The organism is Sphaerimonospora cavernae, from assembly GCF_042435035.1.
GTDB classification, from domain to species: Bacteria; Actinomycetota; Actinomycetes; order Streptosporangiales; family Streptosporangiaceae; genus Sphaerimonospora; species Sphaerimonospora cavernae.
In genome coordinates this window covers 48921-66121 of record NZ_JBHMQT010000059.1, presented here as the reverse complement: position 1 = coordinate 66121, position 17201 = coordinate 48921, and the positions used below count along the sequence as shown (strand labels likewise).

Annotated in this window: 16 protein-coding genes; 13 read left to right on the top strand and 3 right to left on the bottom strand. The window is 69.0% G+C overall.

Translation table 11 applies throughout. From position 1 onward, the window contains the following. The first annotated feature begins 43 nt into the window (after nucleotides 1-43). Genes ACFHYQ_RS26500 through ACFHYQ_RS26475 form a run of 6 tightly spaced genes read left to right on the top strand, consistent with a single transcriptional unit; the run spans nucleotide 44 to nucleotide 6029 of the window. The gene (locus ACFHYQ_RS26500; RefSeq protein WP_394303860.1) at nucleotides 44-916 is read left to right on the top strand and encodes a branched-chain amino acid ABC transporter permease; all 873 of its coding nucleotides are present in this window, start codon (nucleotides 44-46) and stop codon (nucleotides 914-916) included. Further along, entirely contained in the window at nucleotides 913-1929 is a 1017-nt protein-coding gene (locus ACFHYQ_RS26495; RefSeq protein ID WP_394303859.1) for a branched-chain amino acid ABC transporter permease, read from the top strand. The genes ACFHYQ_RS26500 and ACFHYQ_RS26495 overlap by 4 nt, the downstream gene beginning before the upstream one ends. Further along, entirely contained in the window at nucleotides 1922-2758 is an 837-nt protein-coding gene (locus ACFHYQ_RS26490) for an ABC transporter ATP-binding protein (RefSeq protein ID WP_394303858.1), read from the top strand. The genes ACFHYQ_RS26495 and ACFHYQ_RS26490 overlap by 8 nt, the downstream gene beginning before the upstream one ends. Then, nucleotides 2745-3479 (top strand): ABC transporter ATP-binding protein, encoded by a 735-nt coding sequence (locus ACFHYQ_RS26485; RefSeq protein ID WP_394303857.1) that lies wholly within the window; start codon nucleotides 2745-2747, stop codon nucleotides 3477-3479. Before ACFHYQ_RS26490 ends, ACFHYQ_RS26485 begins: the two co-directional genes overlap by 14 nt. Nucleotides 3480-3538: 59 nt before the next feature. Next, a complete protein-coding gene (locus ACFHYQ_RS26480) occupies nucleotides 3539-4444 on the top strand; it encodes an SDR family NAD(P)-dependent oxidoreductase (RefSeq protein ID WP_394303856.1) in 906 nt (301 codons plus the stop codon). Further along, nucleotides 4437-6029 (top strand): class I adenylate-forming enzyme family protein, encoded by a 1593-nt coding sequence (locus tag ACFHYQ_RS26475; RefSeq protein ID WP_394303855.1) that lies wholly within the window; start codon nucleotides 4437-4439, stop codon nucleotides 6027-6029. Before ACFHYQ_RS26480 ends, ACFHYQ_RS26475 begins: the two co-directional genes overlap by 8 nt. Before the next feature lie 69 nt (nucleotides 6030-6098). Here the strand turns inward: ACFHYQ_RS26475 and ACFHYQ_RS26470 are convergent, their stop codons facing one another. Further along, on the bottom strand, nucleotides 6099-6497 hold the full coding sequence (locus tag ACFHYQ_RS26470) for a thioesterase family protein (protein ID WP_394303854.1): 399 nt from the start codon (nucleotides 6495-6497) through the stop codon (nucleotides 6099-6101). Between the two features lie 80 nt (nucleotides 6498-6577). Here ACFHYQ_RS26470 and ACFHYQ_RS26465 point away from each other — a divergent pair, with 80 nt between their 5' ends. Next, nucleotides 6578-8272 (top strand): class I adenylate-forming enzyme family protein, encoded by a 1695-nt coding sequence (locus ACFHYQ_RS26465; protein WP_394303853.1) that lies wholly within the window; start codon nucleotides 6578-6580, stop codon nucleotides 8270-8272. A 101-nt stretch (nucleotides 8273-8373) separates the two neighbouring features. Here ACFHYQ_RS26465 and ACFHYQ_RS26460 read toward each other — a convergent pair whose 3' ends face one another. Both ACFHYQ_RS26460 and ACFHYQ_RS26455 read right to left on the bottom strand, forming a co-directional pair. Further along, a complete protein-coding gene (locus ACFHYQ_RS26460) occupies nucleotides 8374-9051 on the bottom strand; it encodes a 4'-phosphopantetheinyl transferase family protein (RefSeq protein ID WP_394303852.1) in 678 nt (225 codons plus the stop codon). A gap of 39 nt (nucleotides 9052-9090) precedes the next feature. Then, the gene (locus ACFHYQ_RS26455) at nucleotides 9091-9861 is read right to left on the bottom strand and encodes a hypothetical protein (RefSeq protein WP_394303851.1); all 771 of its coding nucleotides are present in this window, start codon (nucleotides 9859-9861) and stop codon (nucleotides 9091-9093) included. Between the two features lie 195 nt (nucleotides 9862-10056). Here ACFHYQ_RS26455 and ACFHYQ_RS26450 point away from each other — a divergent pair, with 195 nt between their 5' ends. The 6 genes from ACFHYQ_RS26450 (at nucleotide 10057) to ACFHYQ_RS26425 (ending at nucleotide 16985) form a co-directional block, all read left to right on the top strand. Next, nucleotides 10057-10212, top strand: a complete 156-nt coding sequence (locus tag ACFHYQ_RS26450; protein ID WP_394303850.1) for an XdhC family protein — start codon at nucleotides 10057-10059, stop codon at nucleotides 10210-10212. A gap of 74 nt (nucleotides 10213-10286) precedes the next feature. Continuing rightward, complete coding sequence (locus tag ACFHYQ_RS26445; RefSeq protein WP_394303849.1) at nucleotides 10287-10916, top strand: GNAT family N-acetyltransferase; 630 nt, start codon at nucleotides 10287-10289, stop codon at nucleotides 10914-10916. Between the two features lie 508 nt (nucleotides 10917-11424). Beyond that, nucleotides 11425-13080 (top strand): ABC transporter substrate-binding protein, encoded by a 1656-nt coding sequence (locus ACFHYQ_RS26440; RefSeq protein WP_394303848.1) that lies wholly within the window; start codon nucleotides 11425-11427, stop codon nucleotides 13078-13080. Between the two features lie 173 nt (nucleotides 13081-13253). Beyond that, nucleotides 13254-14900 (top strand): AMP-binding protein, encoded by a 1647-nt coding sequence (locus tag ACFHYQ_RS26435; RefSeq protein WP_394303847.1) that lies wholly within the window; start codon nucleotides 13254-13256, stop codon nucleotides 14898-14900. Further along, nucleotides 14897-15994 (top strand): CaiB/BaiF CoA transferase family protein, encoded by a 1098-nt coding sequence (locus ACFHYQ_RS26430; RefSeq protein ID WP_394303846.1) that lies wholly within the window; start codon nucleotides 14897-14899, stop codon nucleotides 15992-15994. The genes ACFHYQ_RS26435 and ACFHYQ_RS26430 overlap by 4 nt, the downstream gene beginning before the upstream one ends. Nucleotides 15995-16064: 70 nt before the next feature. Next, entirely contained in the window at nucleotides 16065-16985 is a 921-nt protein-coding gene (locus ACFHYQ_RS26425) for an LLM class flavin-dependent oxidoreductase (protein ID WP_394303845.1), read from the top strand. The last annotated feature ends 216 nt before the right edge of the window (nucleotides 16986-17201 follow it).

Genomic DNA, 17201 nt, shown 5'->3' with positions numbered 1-17201 from the left:
TCCGGCCGTCCCGCCCTCACTCCGCCGCGCAAGAGGAGTTTCCATGACGGACCTCCAGCTCTGGCTCTCCGCTATGGAGATGGGCTGTTTCTTCGGCATGCTGGCGCTCGCCTACCACCTGATCTACGTCGGCGCCGGTTTCTTCAACTTCGCCATCGGCCCGTACGCGATGATGGGCGGGCTGTGCACATCGTGGCTGGTCATCACCTATGACCTGGGCGTGTGGCCGGCCGCCGCCATCGGCGTGGCGGCGACGATCGTGCTGGCCGCCGCCACCGAGCTGGGAGTCGTGCGGCCGGTTCAGAAGCGCGGGGGCGGGGAGCTGCCCGCGCTGGTGGCGGTCGCGGCCGTGCTCTTCGCGATCCAGCAGTTCGCCGGTTACCTCTTCGGCTATCCGACCCTGCCCGGGCAGAGCCTGGCGAGCTTCGCTCCGGTGCCGGTCGGCGACATCACCGTCCAGCCGAGTTCACTGCTGCTGATCGTGGTCGCCGTGCTGACCTTCGTCGCGACCGCCGCCTGGGTCCGGTTCAGCCGGACCGGCCGGCTGCTGCGCGCGGTCGGTGACAGCAACCAGGCGGCCGCGCTGCTCGGCCTGCCCGTCAACCGGATCCGGCTCATCGCGTTCGTGGTCGCCGGTTTCGTCGCCGCCCTGGCCGGCCTCCTGTTCGCCCCGAAGGCGGGGGTGAACTCCCTTTCCGGCCTGCACTGGTCGCTGTCGGGCTTCCTGGCCGTCGTGGTCGGCGGCACCGGCTCGGTGTGGGCGCCGCTCCTGGGCGGCATGCTGCTCGGGCTGGTCGAGGTGTTCCTGCCCTACTACTTCGGCGGCCAGTCGCATGTCTACGGCATGCTCCTCATCGCGCTGCTGTTCTTCGCCTTCAAGCCGCAGGGCCTGTTCGTCCGGAAGGTGCGCGCATGACCACCACGATCTCCCGGCCCACCGTGTCCAGCGACCGGTGGGACCCGCGCCGGATTCCCGGCGGCGGCGGTCTGGCTCTCGGCGTCGCCGCCGCCGCGCTGATCCTCGCCTGGGTCGGTTCCGACGGTTACCGGCAGACCCTCGTCATCTCCGCCGCCACGTACGCGCTGATCGCGCTCGGGATGTACGTCCCCTATCTGATGGCCGGTTCTCTCTCCATGGCCTACAGCGCCTACGCGGGCATCGGCGGTTACGCGGTCGGGCTGATCTCCGCCAGGACGGGTCTGCCGCTCGTCGTCGCGTGGATCGCCGGCCCGATCGTGGCGGCGCTCGTCGCGGTGGTGCTGGGGGTGGTCACCCGGCGGCTGTCCGGCTTCTTCCTCGCGGCGGTGACCCTGCTGTTCGGCATGGCCTTCACCGCGTTCCTCATCGACGCCGAGAGCGTCTCGGGGGGGTCGGGAGGCCTGGGCAGCCTGCGGCCGCTCAACCTGCTGGGCTGGACGCCGAGCCACTACCACGTGGTGGTCGGCTCGGCGGTCGTCGTCTGCGTCATCGCGTTCCTGCTGGACCGGCTGCGGCTCTCGCCGTGGGGCGTGGTCGTGCGCACCATGCGTGACGCGCCGCGCGCCGTGGAGGCGGCCGGCGTGCGCGTCCCGGTGCTGAACATCGTCGCGCTGGCGCTGGGGGCGATGATCGCGGCCGTCGGCGGTGGCCTGTTCACCTATGCGGCCGGCAGCATCACGCCCGACACGTTCACCCTCAACATCGTCTTCCTCGCCATCTTCATGCCGCTGATCGGCGGGGCGGGCACGCCGTGGGGCGCGGTCGCCGGCGCGGTGATCGCGGTCGAGCTGACCCTGAACTTCCCGGCCGTCCAGACCAGCGGCACGCTGCTGCTCGCGGTCGGCGTGCTCGTGATCATGCTGGTCGCCCCGAAGGGCGTGGTGGGCTACGCCGACAAGTTGCGCACGCGCCTGTGGGCGCTGCTGCGGAAGGAGCGGGACCGTGGCTGAGGAGACCCTGCTGGTCGGGCGCGGCCTGACCAAGCGGTACGGCGGGGTGACCGCCCTGGAAGGGGTCGACTTCGAGTTGCGGGCCGGGGAGATCCTCGGCCTGGTCGGCCCGAACGGCGCCGGCAAGACCACTCTCGTCGACCTGATCTCCGGGGCGCAGGCGGCCACCGCCGGCGAGCTGGTGCTGCGCGGGTCGAAGCTGACCGGGCCGGCCTCCCGCCGCGCCAGGGCCGGCCTCGCCCGGACCTTCCAGTACCCGCAGCTCGCGCTGGAGCTGAGCGTCCGGGACAACCTGCTGCTCGGCTGGGCCGCCCGCAGGCACGCCTCGCTGTGGCAGATGATCGTCGGCGCGGCCGCCGGGGCGCTGCGGCCCCGCGTACCGGCCGACGAGGCCGCCGTGCGCACGCTCGCCGAGGAGCTGGGCATCGAGGGCCTGGACCGGGCCGCGGGCGATCTGACGCTCGGCGAGCAGCGGCTCGTCGAGGTCGGCCGGGCACTCGGGCAGGACCCCCTGGTGCTGCTGCTGGACGAGCCGTTCGCCGGCTCCGACGCCCGTGGCGTCACCGGCATCGCCGAGGTCATCCACACCGTGCAGCGGCGCGGGCACGCGGTCATCCTGGTCGATCACAACGTCGACCTGGTCGCGCGGCTGGTGGACAGGGTCATGCTGCTGGACCGGGGCCGGGCGGTCTTCGACGGCGGCCCGCGCGAGTGCCTGGCCAGCCCGCAGATGCAGAGCGTCTACTTCGGATCGGACGCCGACACCGACACCGACTCCGGTGACGGTTCCCCGGAGGCTCAGGCGGAGGTGGAAGATGTCCGGTCATGAGCTGAAGGTCGAAGGGCTGAGCGTCCGCTACGGGCAGGCCAGCGCCCTCAGCGACGTCACGATCACCGCGCGGGGCGGCACGGTCACCGCGCTGGTCGGCCCCAACGGCGCCGGCAAGAGCAGTCTGCTGCTCGCCGCGTACGGCTCGGTGCCCGCGACGGGAACGGTGTACCTCGACGGCACGGACATCACCCGGCTGCGCCCGGTCGCCCGGGCCCGGGCGGGGATCTCGATCGTGCCCCAGGGCCGGCAACTCTTCCCGCACCTGGACGTCGCGGACAACCTCCGGGTGATGGCCGAACTGCTCCGCCTGCCCGGCTCCGCCGTGGACGACGCACTCGATCGCTTCCCGATCCTGCGCAAGCGGGTGCGCAGCCTGGCCGGCGTGCTGTCCGGCGGCGAGCAGCAGATGCTCGTAGTCTCACGCGCGCTGATGAGCTCGCCCAAGGTGCTGCTGCTGGACGAGATGATGACCGGCCTCGCCCCGCTCATCGTTCAGGAGCTGGCCCGGTCGGTGACCTCCCTGGCGCGCGAGGGTGTGGCGGTGCTGCTGGCCGAGCCGGCTCTCGGCGTCCTGCGGCGGGTCGTCGACCGGGGCTACGTGCTGGTGCGGGGCGAGGTCGTGGCGCAGGTGGACGACGGCGGCAGCGCCCTGGACGAGGCGTACAGCACGGCGATCGGCATCGAGCAGCCCAAGGACCTGCGTCCGGCGGGCCGATGACCGGACCGTCGAAGGCCGCGGCGTGAGCCGCCTTCAGGAACTGTAGAGAGGAGTTCGTGATGAATGCCGACACGGCCCCGCGGGGCCGGTTGACCGGCAAGGCGATCGTGGTCACCGGCGCGGGCCGCGGTCTCGGCGCCGCGTACGCCCGCCTGGCCGCCGCCGAAGGCGCGTCTGTGATCGTCAACGACGTCGACGGCGGGGCCGCCGCGTCGATCGGCGCGGAGATCGGCGCGATCTGCGACGACTCCGACATCGCGACCTGGGAAGGGGCCGGTCGGCTGATCGAGACCTGCCGGAGTGCGTACGGCAGGATCGACGGCCTGGTCAACAACGCCGGGATCTTCCACCTCGCCCATCCACGCGAGCAGGATCCCGCGGAGTTCCGCAGGATGATCGAGGTCAACCTGCTCGGCACCGCCTACTGCGGCCTGCACGCCATCCGGGCCATGCTCGACCAGCCCGGCGGCGGCTCGGTCGTGAACGTGACGTCCGGCTCCCAGGCCGGTTCCGCCGCCATGGGCGCGTACGGCGCGAGCAAGGGCGGGGTCGCCTCCCTCACCTACTGCTGGGCGGCCGACCTCGCCGGCACCGCCGTACGGGTGAACGCCGTGTCGCCGAACGCGCACACCCGGATGGCGGACACGTTCGAGCGCTACCTCGGTGAACGGGCACGGGGGCAGAACGTGGGCAAACCACCGGCTACGAACGCGCCCGCCGTGGTCTACCTGCTGTCTGACGCGGCAGCCGGCATCCACGGCCAGGTCGTGCGGGTGGACGGCGACGAGCTGTCGCTGATGACGCATCCCGGTGTGGCGATGCCGGCCGTGAGAATGCCGGCGTGGACGGTGGCGGCGGTGGCCGCGGCCTTCGACGACGAACTCGCCCGGCGGCAGCAGCCCCTGGGCGTCCACCGTGGGATCGACATGAATGGGGTCGACATGAATGGAGCCGCAGGTGCCTGAATTCTCCGCGGCGACGATCGACCGCTACTACGCCGACGGCGCCTGGAACGGCGACACGATCGCCGATCTGGTGGCTCGCAACGCCGCCGAAGCGCCGGACGCCGTCGCCTTCCACGCCTCCGACGCCACGTTGACGTGGCGCGAGTACGACCGGCTGTCGACCCGGCTGGCCGGCGCCTACGCCCTCAACGGCCTGCGGCCCGGTGACATGCTCGCGGTCCTGCTCACCGGTGGCGCACTCACCCATGTGGCCTACCTGGCCGCGCAGAAGGCCGGGCTGGTGACCGTCGGCCTGCCGCCGCGCGCCGGGGACGCCGAGATCGCGCACCTGCTGAGGCACACCGGCGCGGCAGCGCTGGCGACCCGGGCGTCGCATCGCGGCCGGCCGGGGCACGAGATCGCCCGGGCCGCCGGCGTCGGCCGGCATCTGGTGCTGGACCTGATCGGGCCGGACCTCACCCTGGCGGGCGACGGTGTTCCGCTGCCGGTCCCGCCGTGGGAGCAGGCCGCGGCGCGGGTGGCCGGCCGGGGGCTCGGCCCCGACGACCTGTTCTTCCTCAACTCCACCTCCGGCACGACCGGGCGGCCCAAGTGCGTGCGGGCGACCATGAACAACCGCAAGTACTTCGGACCGCTCGCCGCGGAGGCGGCCGGCTTCGGCCCCGGCGAGGTGGTGCTGAGCGCGCTGCCCGCGCCGTACGGCTTCGGGTTGTGGAGCGCCCACGTGGTGCCGGCGCAGTACCGCTTCCCCACCGTGCTCACCGCCGAGTTCGACCCGGCCGAGACCCTGCGGCTGATCGAGCGCCACCGGGTGACCGTGCTCGCGGCCGTGACCAGCCAGTTCATCATGCTGCTGAACGCGCCGGAGTTCGCAGAGCACGACCTGAGCTCGCTGCGTGTGCTGTTCACCGGCGGGGAACGGGTGCCCTATCACCGCGCCGTCGAGTTCGAGGAGCGCACCGGCTGCGCCGTGCTGCAGTTCTACGGATCCAACGAGGCGGGACCGATCTCGGTCACCAGGGTCGCCGACGACCGGGAGCGGCGGCTGCGCACGGCGGGCCGCCCGATCCCGGAGATGCGGGTCCGGTTCATCACCCCCGAAGGGGCCACGGATGAGAGCGGCCCCGGCCAGGTCGCCGTCGACGGGCCGGGCTGCTGCCCCGGCTACTTCCGGGACGAGGCGGCCGACCGCGTTCTGTTCCGGGCGGACGGCCGGCTGCTCACCGGGGACATCGGGAGCGTGGACGAGGCCGGTTACCTGTCGGTGACCGGACGGACCGCCGACTTCATCATCAGGGGCGGGCACAACGTCAGCGCGCTCGTGGTGGAGGAGTCGGTCGGCGGTCACCCCCGGGTGGCCCAGACGGCCGTGATCGGAATGCCCGACGAGGTGCTGGGCGAGCGGGTGTGCGCGTTCGTGGTCACCCGCGACGGCCGCGAACTGACCCTCGACGACCTGCGGGAGCACCTGGACGCCGCGGGCGTCTCCAAGGTGAACTGGCCGGAGCGCCTGGTCCGGCTGCCGGCCCTGCCGATGGGGGCGGGCGGCAAGGTCGACAAGCCGGCGCTGCGCGGGCTGGTGTGATCACCGCCGCCGCCACCGCCGCCGCCCCGCTCTGCTGCGGTGGCGGCGGCTGGCGGGCTGCGGGCTGCCTCAGTCGCGGCCCTGGATCAGGGTCTGGGTCACCTGGCCGTCGCCGATCGTGGTGTCCGCCACCCGCGCGGACACGTCGAAGGTGATGTGGCGGCCGCGCACTTCGGCCACCACCGCCCGCACGTCGACGCGCTGGCCGGCCAGGGCGGGGGCCCGGTGCCGCACCCCGATCCAGGTGCCGACGGCGGCGGCGCCCGGCGCGAAACGCGGGCGCAGGATGTCGGCGGCGGTGTCCTCCAGGAAAGCGATCAGCGACGGAGTGGTGAGCACCGAGGGCGCCCCGGGCACGTGCCCGGTGACCATGGACTCGGTCACCTCGAAGGAGCGCTCCATCTGATCGCCCGCTTGCACCGGATCGGCCAGCAGCTGGTCCGCGGCCGGGGTCTGCCAGATGTCCATTCCGCCTCCTTGACGTCCTTTTTGGATCCACACAGAATGACACAACCAAGCATTTGTTAGATAGATTAGGGCAGGGTACCGTGGGATTCGCTGATGTCGCCGCTCTGTTTCCGCCCGGTACGGCGCCGGCCGCCGGCAGCGCGCACGAGCGTTACGTCGCGCAGCGGCTCGCCGAGGTGGGGCGGTGGGGCACGGACACGCTCGTCGACCGGGTGCGCCGGCACGCCGCGCTCATCCCCGACCGCCCCGCCTTCATCGCCGCCCCGGCTCCGGGGAAGACTTCGGGAGAGGGCTCAGGAGAAGACGGGGACCTGATCAGCTGGAGACAGTACGACGAGCTGTCCGACCGCCTCGCCGTGCTGCTGCTGCGCTCCGCAGTCCCTGGCGGTGGCGGCCTCGCGCGCGGTGAGCGGGTCGGAGTGCTGCTCCCGGACGGCGTGGCCGTACACGTCGCCTATCTGGCGGCGCTGAAGGCCGGCGTCGTGGTCGTGGGCATCGGGCCGCGGGCCGGCCGCCAGGAGCTCCGGCACCTGCTCACCGTCGGCGGCGCCACGGCACTGATCAGCCACGCGGAACACCGCGGGACGCCCGTCGGCGAGCTCGTCGACGGGCTGCCGCTGCGGTCGCGGCTGGTGCTGCCCCACCGGCTCGCGGACACGGACTGGCCCGAGCCGACGCGGGACGATCGCCGGCTGCTCGAGTCCCGCGCCCTCGGCCTCGGCGAGATCCATCTGCTGAACGGCACCTCGGGCACCACCGGCATGCCCAAATGCGTGGTGCACAACCAGAACCGGTGGATGTACTACCACGAGCTCGCCGTCGAGGCGGGGGCGCTCACCCCCGACGACGTCTTCCTCACCCTCATCCCGGCGCCGTACGGCTTCGCGCAGTGGACCGCGAACTTCACGCCCACGCTGCTCGGCTCGCCCACCGTGGTGATGCCGCGGTTCTCCGCCGCCGGGGCGCTGGAGCTGATCGAGCGGGAGCGGGTGACCGTGGTGTGCTGTGTGAGCACGCAGTTCATCATGATGCTCAACTCCGATCCCGGCCGGTACGACCTGAGCTCGCTGCGCTGTATGTTCACCGGCGGCGAGGCGGTGCCCTACGAGCGGGCCGCCGAGTTCGAGCGGCGCACCGGCGCCCAGGTGCTGCAGTTCTTCGGCTCCAACGAGACGGGGGCGCTTTCGCGGACCCGGACCACCGACACCGTGGAGCGGCGCCTGCGCACGGCGGGGCGCGTCATCGACGAGATGCACGTCCGGCTGTTCGCCGAGGACGGCGCCGACGTCACCGCCACCGGCGGTCCCGGACAGGCCGCGTGCGCCGGACCGGCCACCTGTCTGGGGTATTTCGACGACCCCGAGGCCAACGAGCGACTGTTCACCCCGGACGGCTGGATGCTCACCGGGGACATCTGCACCGTCGACGAGGACGGCTACCTGCACGTGGTGGACCGCAAGTCGGACTTCATCATCCGCGGCGGCAAGAACGTCAGCGCCGCCGCCGTGGAGGAGCAGGTCGGCACTCACCCGGCGGTCGCCATGGTCGCCGCCGTGGCCGTCCCCGATCCCACGTACGGCGAGCGGGTCTGCGCCGTCGTGGTCCTCCGCCCCGGCGCCGCCGTCGACCTGGACGGCCTGCGGGCGCATCTCGCCGAGCGCGGGGTCTCCCCGGAGAACTGGCCGGAACGACTGGAGATCGTCGACGAGCTGCCCCGGGGCTCCGGCGGCAAGGTCGCCAAGGCCGAACTGCGCACCCGCCTGCGCACGGGTTGATCCCTCGGCGCCGTGCGGATCCGCTCAGTCACGGTGGGCCGCCGCCAGTTGCTCAGCGGCCTGACCGCCGGCTTCGGCAAGTGACCGCGGTCGGCGGCGGATCAGCGGACCACGTTCGATTCCCGGGAAGGCACCACAATGGCCGTGAGGACCAACCCGTCCTCGGCGAGCCATCGGCCGGAGAACTCGGTAAGACGTTCGCCTTCCACCTCCGGCCCCGGCACGAGCAGCCGGGCCAGGAAACGCCCATCACTCGGGTCCAGGCTGATCATCGCCTCGCTGAAGTCGAGCCAGCGCCTGGCCAGGGGATACCACGCCTTGTAGACCGACTCCTTGGCGCTGAACAGCAGCCGGTCCCAGGCGACGCCGGGGCGGGTCGCGGAGAGCCGCCGGATCCATGCCCGCTCGGCGGGGAGCGAGATGGTCTCCAGCACCCCCTCCGGCAGCGGATCGTTCGGCTCGGCGTCGATTCCGAGGGTCGTGACCTCGCCCGCCCACCCCAGCACGGCGGCCCGGTAGCCCGAGCAGTGGGTGATGCTGCCGATCACGCCCTCCGGCCAGATCGGCTCGCCACGCGGGCCGCGCGTGATCGGCGAGGGGGGCAGCCCGAGCTTCTCCATGGCCTGGCGCGCACACGCCCGGGCCGTGGTGTACTCCTCTCGGCGTTTGGCGACGGCGTCGGCGACCTCGGCCCGCTCCTGGGGGAAAAGCACCACGCCGGTCAGCTCAGAGCGAGTGTCGACCGCGACCACGTCCGGTCCGACGATCTTCTCCATCATGGGTGAGTCCCCGCGTCCGACCCTCGCCTCCTGGGTCGCTCAGCCGACGTTCTCGGCCACGGTTACCGCGATCTTGGCCGCGGTGTCCTCGGTGACGCCACCCGAGGTGATCACGAGCGCCGTGACACCGTCCTTGGTCACGACACAGACCGCCGACGCGTTGGTGTCTCTGACGCACTCGGCACCGCCGACGTTCTTCGGCTCCGCTCCACCACCGGTGCCGCTCAGCATGGCCGAGCCGGTCATCTCGAAGACCTCTCCCCTGCCCGCGATGGCCATGGCGAACGCACCGCTGTCGTCCGTCGTGTAGCAGTACGAGCCGATCTTTCCGGATTCCGTGATGCCGTCGAACGCGCTTCCTCCGAGGCTGCACGCGAACCCGGTCACACCTCCGCTCATGAGCTCGAGCCCGTCGATCTGCCGCGGCAGCTTGTCCGCTCCGGGTGCGCTCTGCTCCGCGGCCTCGTTGACCTTGTTGACCACGAACAGGCCTCCCACGACGACCGCACCGATGCCCAGGACCGCGATGATCCCGACCACCACCAGCGCGATCAGGCAGCCCTTCGGTATGCCGCTCTTCGGAGGTGCCGGGGGTGGTCCCCAGCCGGGCTGACCGGGCTGGCCCGCCTGTGCTCCCCAGTTGGGCTGGCCGGGCTGCGGACCCCAGCCGGGCTGGGGCGGAGGGGGATAACCGGGCTGCGGGCCCCAGCCGGGCTGCGGATTCGCGGCGGGCTGACCAGACTGCGGACCCCAGGTGGGCGGCTGGCCGCTGTTGGGGCCGTCCGCGGGACCCATCGGTTGCTCGTTCATATTGCGCTCCGCCCGCTGCTCCCGGGGAAGCTCGAACGCCGCCCCCTGAATAAGGAAAGCGTAAAGTAAAGTAGCCCCCAAGTGCGGCCTTGTCGATATTGCCCGCACGACCCGCCGCGGCGGCGTTCCCGGCGTGGGGGCGTTTCCCGGCGTGGGGGCCGCGGTGCGGGTGACGTCAGCTGAGACACTGCCGTCATGACCCACAACCATGATGAGGACCCCGCCATCGCCCGCGTCCACCGTCCGATCGGGCTCAACATCGGCTCCCGTACGCCTCCGGAGATCGCGGTGGCCACGCTCGCCGGCCTGATCGCGGACCGGACCGGACGGCCCGGCGGCTTCATGTTCTGAGTCACGTGCCGGGGCTCGTCACGGAGACCGGAACAGTTCCCGGCGGGCGTACCGAGCGACGCTAATGTTCTGTCGTGATCCAGGGCGACAGGTCCGGGGGGAGCCCCGAAACCGCGGCGGAACTCGAGGCGTTCTTCGCCGATGAGCGGACGGAGCGATCCCGGGTGGTCCTGCGTCCGATCGCGTACCGGGACCGGGACGAGTTCCTCGGCCTGGTCCGGGCCAGCGTGGACCTGCACCATCCGTGGATGACGCTGCCCGCCACCTCGGAGGAGTTCCGGGCCTACGTGGACCGGTTCGATCACGTGACCGGCCAGGGCCTGTTGATCTGTGTCCGCGAGACCGGGGCGATGGCGGGCGTCGTCAACATCAATTCCATCATCCGCGGGCGGTTGCAGTCCGCTTCTGTCGGCTATGCCGCCTTCGCCCCTTTCGCAGGCCGGGGTTACATGTCCGAAGGCCTCTCCCTGGTGCTGCGGTACGCGTTCCAGCGGTTGCGGCTGCATCGGCTGGAAGCGCAGATCCAGCCGGGCAACCACGCCTCCATCACGCTGGTCCGGCGCCTCGGCTTCCGCTACGAGGGCTGCTCGCCGGAGTTGCTGTTCATCAACGGCGCCTGGCGCGACCACGAGCGATGGGCCATCACCACGAGCATGGTCGGCGACGGTCCGTGGCCTCCCCATCCCACCCTGCCCCTCCGCTGAGCTCTACATAAGTGAGGACTACATGGGCACGGAAAGCGGCCGGTAGCGCAGCAGCGTGATCCCGGCCTCCCGGGAAGATCACACGCGGGTCGGCGTAGCGACCACCCCAGCGAAGACGGCGAACGCCTCGCGATGAGACCCGGCCCGTCCACCATGATCAACATAATTCACGGCGAGCCACCCTCCCCGGCGCCCCGCAGGATGTGCCCGCCGGCGAGGTAATACTCATGCGCTCTATTGAATTGTTCGTCGGCTTGGTGTTAGCTTGGTTACCGAGCGCTTGCTCGGTTGGTGAATCCGGTACGGAGACCCTGGGCCGTTCCCACCAGCGCGGCTCTGATGAGTGAAACCGAGAACCTCGTGTAGCGGTGATACAAACGGCGTCAACGTGATCAGAACGCGGGCTACCGGCGTCGTGTCGAACCCCATGGAGCGCCCAGTCGCATCAATCGCGAGGGCCATACCGGTTGCGTATCGCGAAATCGGGGCTAATAAATGTCGGTTCCCCATGAGCGAGAACACGTTCATCCGGCTGAAGCCGTTTTCGCACGGGCCAGTCGACCTGATTAACCTTGGAAGGACGAGTATGAGCGTCATCGGCAGAACCCGGCTACGTTGTCTGGCCATGGCCGCAGCGGCAGCGGTTGTTGTCGCGGGTTGTGGTGCTTCCGGCACCGATGAATCGGCCACGCAGGGCGCGGATGCCAACGCTGGTGCTGCCGTCAACAGCGTGCTGAAGTTCACCTCCTCCGCACCGATCCAGAACCTGGACCCTGTGACGCACGTTCCCGGCAACTATCCCTATCTGGCGCTGACCTACGATCGGCTGCTGATGCTGGACGCCGACGACAACATCATCCCCGGCCTGGCCACCGACTGGTCGTTCGCCGAGGATGGCTCCCACCTCCAACTCAAGCTGAGGCAGGACGTAACCTTCCACGACGGCACGCCATTCAACGCCGAAGCGGTCAAGATTAACATCGAGCGGGGGCAGACACAGACGGATAGCACCATCAAAGCCGATCTGAAGGACATCACGGATGTCGAGATCGTCGACGACCACACCGTGAACCTGAAGTTGGAGAAGGGAACGGGCGTGGCATTGCCGTCCGTTTTAACAACCCAGAGTGGCATGATGGTGTCGCCCAAGGCGATCGCGGACGGTGTGGACCTGAAGAAGAATCCCGGTAAGGCTGGCTCCGGGCCTTATATCATCACCGAATTCGTCCCAAATGAGAAAGTGGTGGTGAAGAAGGCCGACAGTTACTGGGACCCGAACGCCGGTAAGCTGGCCGGGATCGAGCTAGAACGGGTTCCCGATGCGACGACGCGATTGAAGGGCGTCCAGACCGGCCAGACCGATCTGTCCTTCGTGAGTTCGGCGAACGACGTGGTCCAGGCCGAACAGCTCGCGAAGACCGGGGCGCTCCGCCAGAGTACGACGACGTTCCGTAACGTATTGGGCGTGCTACTGCGCGCCGACCAGGGCGATCTGGCAAAGCCGGAGGTGCGCCAGGCGATCGCCCACGCCATCGATCCGAAGCAGATCGTCGCACTGTTCTCCGGCAAATGCGCCCCAACCAGGTCTCTGTACCCCGCGAAGAGCGTCTGGGCCGACCCGAGCTACGCATATCCCTATGAGTACGACCCTGCCAAGGCCAAGGAACTGGTCAAGAGTGTCGGCGGGGCCAAGGTCTCCATCTCCTTCGCATCGGCGACCAATACCGAGCAGCCAGCCAATGTCATTCTGGCCGCGATGAAAGACGCAGGTATCAACGCGGAACTCAACCCCGTGCCGAACTCGGAGCTCGAACCTCGTTTCATCGCTGGCGATTTTCAGCTGGAGGTGACCAACACCTTCAACCCGAGAATCGACCCCGCGAGCACGGTCGACCAGTACTTCCTGAATGGATACCGGCTGGCGACCGATGCCAAGCTGATCGAGAAAACCGCCGCGAAGGCTGCGGACCCGAGGCTGGACGAGAAGACCCGGGTGCCGATGTACCACGACCTGTGGAAGACCGCGCTCGAGCAGGTCTGGTTCATTCCGCTGTGCAACATGACCAACGCAGCCATCTACAACGACAAGGTAGTGGGAGCCGAGCGCGTGCCGTGGGCGAATCTCGGTCTGTGGGACCTCCGCGGCGTGGCGAAGACCAAGTAGCGAGATGTCGCCGGCGTGGCCGCCCGACCCCGTGTTTCAGGGGTCCGAGCCGCGTCGGCGCCCCTCGCCGTGATCCCGAGTCATGGTCCGGCAGAGGACAGCTGAAAACGGACGACCAATCAGAATGTACCGGTCCGTGACCCGAAAAGCGCGGCCCGGGGAGGGGCGGCTAGTTGAGCCCGAAGTATGAGCACGTTAACGCGGATCCGGTCACCATCGCACTGGAAAAGCGTCTTCAGACCCAGCCTGAGATGCGTATCTCCCTCGATCGACAGCCCTTCACAATTGAAGAGCTCGATCGACAGGCACGCGCTCTCGCTGGCTCCCTCAGGGAGTTCGTCCAGCCCGGTGACCGTATCGCCGTGATGGCACGGAACGGCCGGGTCGCCCTGCTCACGTGGTGGGCTGCCACATTCTGTGGCGCCTACCTGGTCCCGCTGAACACCAGCAACCGGGGTGCGATCCTCACCCACCAGGTGGCGGACAGTGAGCCGATCATCGCAGTGGTCGAACAGGAGTTCGCTGGACTGCTCTCCGAGTCCCTGAGACTGGCAGGTCTCGACATTCCCTTCATCGTGCATGACCCCGATGGCATCGACGCACCTGGCAGTCAGGCGGCCACAGGACCGTGCTTCCACTTCGACAACCTGGTCACGCTCGGCACACCGGTGGCGCCGCACTCGGACCTCGATCCCTACGGCACCAGCCATCTGGTCTACACCTCCGGCACAACCGGGCCGTCCAAGGCCTGCATGGTCAGCCACGGATACATCGCCAACATGGCGCGGCAGATGAGGGAGAACCTCGAGCGGCGACCCGACGACTGTCTCTGGACGCCGATGCCGCTGTTCCACCTTGCGGCCATCGGACATGTCACGGGATCGCTGCAGCTCGGGTCCGAGATCAGCGTCGCGAGGCGGTTCTCGGTGTCCTGCTTCTGGGAGGACATCCGAGAATCCAAGGCGACGATGGCCGCTCTCATGGGATCGATGCTGCCGATGATCGCGCGTGCTGAGGAGAGCCCGGCCAGCCGGGAAGCCTCCAGCCAACTGCGGGCCGTCTCCGGCTCCCCGGTCACCGCTCAGCTCGCGCAGACGTGGCTGGAACGCTTCGGCGTCGAGCGGGTCGGGTCGGGCGCCTACGGGATGACGGAGGCTTGCCTGATCACGGCGACTCCGCCGGATGGATACCGTGCGGGTTCGGCTGGAATCGTCACCGACTCCTTCGAGGTCCGCATCGTCGACGAGCGGGACAATCCACTGCCGACTGGCGAGGCCGGTGAGATCGTCTGCCGGCCTACTCGGCCCGGCATCATGTTCAACGGCTACTGGAGACAGCCAGAGAAGACACTCGAGACATTCCGCGGCCTTTGGTTCCACACCGGAGACTTCGGCAGGTTCGATGAGGACGGCTATCTCTTCTTCGTCGACCGCGGCAAGGACTACATCCGAAAAGGCGGAGAGAACATCTCGAGCTACGAAATCGAAGGGATCATCGCCGAGCATCCGCTGGTCCGCGAAGTGGCGGTCCACGCCGTGCCGTCGCCGCTGAACGAGGACGAGGTGAAGGTGACGATCGTGCCTGTCGCCGACGCGTCCCCGGACCCCGAGGAGATGTTCCTCTGGATAGCGCCGCGTGTGCCGAGGTACGCCCGCCCTTCCCATATCGAGTTTCGGGCGGAACTGCCGAAGAATGCGGTGGGGCGGGTCCTTAAGCGCGAGCTACGGGCCCAGGGTGTCACGGAGGCGACATGGAGCACCGATCCCCGTTCCTACGACGAGAAGCCGCGGACCGGTTCGGAGAGGGCTGTGGCGAAATGACCGGCGGGCCTCTGCAGGGGATCAGGGTCATCGAGTTGGCCGGGCTGGGGCCGGTGCCGTTCGCCGCGATGATGATGGCGGACCTCGGAGCCGAGGTGGTTCGTGTCGATCCACCGTCCGCTGACGCGAAAAAAGTGCCGCGGCACCACCTGAATCCGATCAACCGGGGTCGTCGGTCCGTCCGGCTGGACCTGAAATCCGCACAGGGAAAATCCGAGCTGTTCCGGCTGCTGGAGCAGGCAGATGTGCTCATGGATCCGTATCGCCCCGGCGTGCTGGAACGGTTGGGAATCGACCCGGCGGAGCTGACCGCGCGGTATTCCCGACTGGTGCTGGCCCGAATGTCAGGCTGGGGCCAGGACGGACCGATGAGCCGGGCCGCCGGTCACGACATCAACTTCATCAGCCTGTCCGGTGTGCTGGATTCGATCGGCACGAATGAGACCGGCCCGATCCCGCCCCTGATGTACCTCGCCGATTTCGCCGGCGGCGGTATGGTTCTGGGGTTCGGCGTGCTCTCTGCCCTGCTGGAACGGGCCCAGTCGGGACGGGGCCAGATCATCGACTGCTCGATGCTCGAAGGCGCAAGCCTGCTTACCATAGCGATCCGAGGCATGAAGGCCAGGGGTGATTGGAACCTCGCCCGCGGTACGAACGCCTTCGACTCCGGCTCTCACTTCTATGGCGTCTATGAGACCTCTGACGGCAGGTACATGGCGGTCGGGGCGATCGAACCACAGTTCTACGAACGGTTCGTCACGGCGTTGGGACTGGTCCCGGGTGACCTGCCCCAACAGTACGACCGGACGGCGTGGCCCAAGCTCAAGCGAGTTGTGGCGGAGATCTTCAAATCCCAGCCGCGCAGCCACTGGGAGGGCGTGTTCGGCGGTCTCGATGCCTGCGTGACACCGGTCCGCGACCTCGACGAGGCCACGACCGATCCGCAGATGGCGGCCAGAGGGGCATTCATTGAAATGGCCGGCGTGGTCCAACCCGCGCCCGTGCCGAGGTTCTCCCGCAGCGTCGCGCGAGTTGCCCTGCCGCCCCCGTATCCAGGTGAACACACAGACGAGATCCTGGCTGAAGGGCGCTGACGATCCTCGTACGGCTACCGTCTCGGCGGTCTGCCGTAAGTAGAGGAACGCTTGAAGGGACTGCGATGACATGCTTGTGGGCCTGATCGCGGGTGACGCGGACCACGTCGTTCGCGACGCCCGGTTGGCGGAGCGGCACGGTTTCGACTACCTCGGCTGCGGCGAGCACCTCTTCTTCCACGGACCGACACCGAACGCCTTCGTACAGTTGGCAGCGGCCGCCGGGGCCACCAGTCGCATCCGCCTGGTCAGCGCGGTCACGCTGCTCCCGCTCTACCCCGCCGCGCTCGCGGCGAAGCTAGCCGTGACTCTGGACCGGGTATCGGCTGGGCGGTTCGAACTCGGTGTCGGGGCAGGAGGGGAGTACCCTGCGGAATTCGCTGCTGTCGGGGTGGATCCGACCACCCGGTTCCGTCGTCTGGACGAGGGACTCCGAGTGCTCCGGGCCCTGTTCACCGGTGAACGGATCAGTCTCGAGGGCGAGTCCGTCGTGCTGAGCGATGTGGCGTTGCGGCCCGCGCCGGTTCAGGCGGGAGGACCGCCGATTTGGCTGGGCGGACGCAGGGCCGGTGCGATCCGCAGGGCCGGGCGGTACGCCGACGTGTGGATGCCCTACATGGTCGACCCGCGGATGCTACACGACGGCCTGGCGCGGGCGCGGGCCGTCGCCGACGAGGCGGGACGGCCCCATGACGCGGTCTCCGGCGCCGTCTTCGCATGGACGTGCGTCGATCCGGATCGGGACTGGGCTCGCGAGACCGGGATTGCCGCGGTCAGTGCCACCTACGCGCAGGACTTCTCGGATCTCGCCGACCGCTATCTCGTGCTCGGCACGCCTGAGGAGGTGGTTAGCCGGCTTCAGGAGTACGCCGATGCCGGCGCTGATCGTGTCCTCATCCAGGTCGCGGCCTCGGATGCCGGGCGCGAGCGTGTCATCGCCACGCTCGCCCGTGACGTCCTGCCGAGGCTGCGCGAGAGTCCCTTGGACTGATGAGCAGGTCGATGGTGCGGGAATTGGCGTGTGTTGTCCGGATCCGGTGGACAGCCCGACGGTGGCTCGCGAACTGGGCAGTCGCATAGGTCGAGGCCAAGCCGGGACGTCTCGAGCCACCCGGATGTCTTGACCATGTTCCGGCCTCACCTATAGAGTCTTTTCAAATCCAACCAAATGATTGCTTGGTGGATTTCGATCGCGACATCTCTTTCA